Source organism: Streptomyces sp. NPDC051207 (assembly GCF_040682395.1).
GTDB lineage: Bacteria > Actinomycetota > Actinomycetes > Streptomycetales > Streptomycetaceae > Streptomyces.
This window is the reverse complement of the sequence record NZ_JBFBAX010000084.1, coordinates 1-1,550: the sequence shown is the minus strand read 5'-3', so window position 1 is coordinate 1,550 and position 1,550 is coordinate 1. Positions and strand designations below refer to the sequence as shown.

Here is a 1,550-nt window from a genome sequence, read left to right as displayed (position 1 = left end):
TTGTCGTGGACGACCGCCCACGGCTTGCCCAGCAGACCCGACGTCCGGTGCGCCTCATCGACCACGATCAGGTCCCACCCAGGAAGACCGGCCTGATGCGCGCGCTCCAGTGTGCCCAGCCCGAGCGAGGCGTACGTGGCGAACACGGTGACCTTGTCGAACGGGCGCACCCAGTCGACCAGTTCCTCCACGTCCGTGGTGTTGGGGAAGGGCATGTCATCGCCCCGCAGGGACGACACCCCGACCATCGGGCCCGTACGACCGCCCTCGCGCCACGCGGCCTCGGTCTGCGCGAGCAGATCCAGCGAGGGCACGAGCACCAGCACACGGCCCGCACGCAGCTCCTCCGCCGCCCGGGTGGCCACGAGGCTCTTGCCCGACCCGGTCGCCATGATCACCTGAGTCCGGAGCCCTCGCGGGGGCACAGTAGATTTTGCAGGCAATTCGAGAGCGCGCAGCACCGCGTCCACGGCTTCTCGCTGATGGGGACGGAGTTCCCTTGCTGCCATGTACGCCTTCCTTCTCCCACTCGCCAGATGAGGGATCCCACCTGGCAGGAAGCACAAGCATGCACGTGAGAGCCATGGTGACGGTCACCGCATGCCCGGACCTGTCACCCCTGCGAAGACCGCGAGACTCCCGCAGAGACTTCAACCGAGACGACCGAACCGCTCCCTGTCGGCATGAATCAATCCCAGAGTCTATCGGGCTACTAAAAATGAAGCACAGGAAGTCTGAAGTTCACCTCCGAAGACTACGATGCCCCTCGTGACGACCACCGCCTCCTGGTACGTACTCATCGAAGAAGACACACGCGAGTCCAGACGCGTCGACGGCACTTCCCTGAAACTCCACCGCTGGAGACTGACAGGCACTCACCGCATAGAAGGCGACGAGACAGAGGCCGCCGCGGTCGCCGAAGACGCAGCACTCCACTACACACCGCCTCTCATGAACAAACGCACCCGCCCCGGAGATCAGCCCGCCAGATCAGCCTTCCGTACACCAGACGGCACCTGGCTGGTATCTCTCACCAACCAGCACAACGCGTGCCACATTCGGATAAGCACCGCCCAACTCGTCCACCACCAAGGAGAAGTCCAAGCATCGCCCTCACCCCGACAGGGCTGGAAAACAAAGATGCGCACGTTCTTCGCCTCGGACCCCCCACCACCGCACCCCACCCCGGAGCCCAACCCGTGGGCTCCACCCACCGAAAGCAACCAACCCTAGGCCACCCCTTCCGTAGCCAGCCGGCCCGCGCAAGCGAGCTCCAGGGACTGCAGGCGAAGCCGGAAGTGCCGCCAGGCGAGGGGAGCGCAGCGGACCCGCCCCAAGGGGTCTGAAGTGAAACGGAAGCCCCCTCGCGAGGGCGCAGCTCTCGCAGCTCCGAGAGCGCAGCGAACGGAGCGTCACCCGCCCTGCGAAGCAGGGCGGGTGGGTGCCTCGCTCCGCGAGGCACCAGCGCTCCCGCTTCGCGGTCGCGCTGGTGCGTGGTGCACCGCGTCAACGACAAGCAGACCGCGGAAATGGGCCTGGCCGACGTCGCC

Annotated in this window: 1 protein-coding gene; it reads right to left on the bottom strand. The window is 66.2% G+C overall.

Annotated features, from left to right (window positions below):
• Positions 1-509: DEAD/DEAH box helicase family protein (locus AB0M97_RS30800; protein ID WP_365964271.1), on the bottom strand; the 509-nt coding region annotated here is incomplete at its 3' end.
• Positions 510-1,550 lie beyond the last annotated feature (1,041 nt).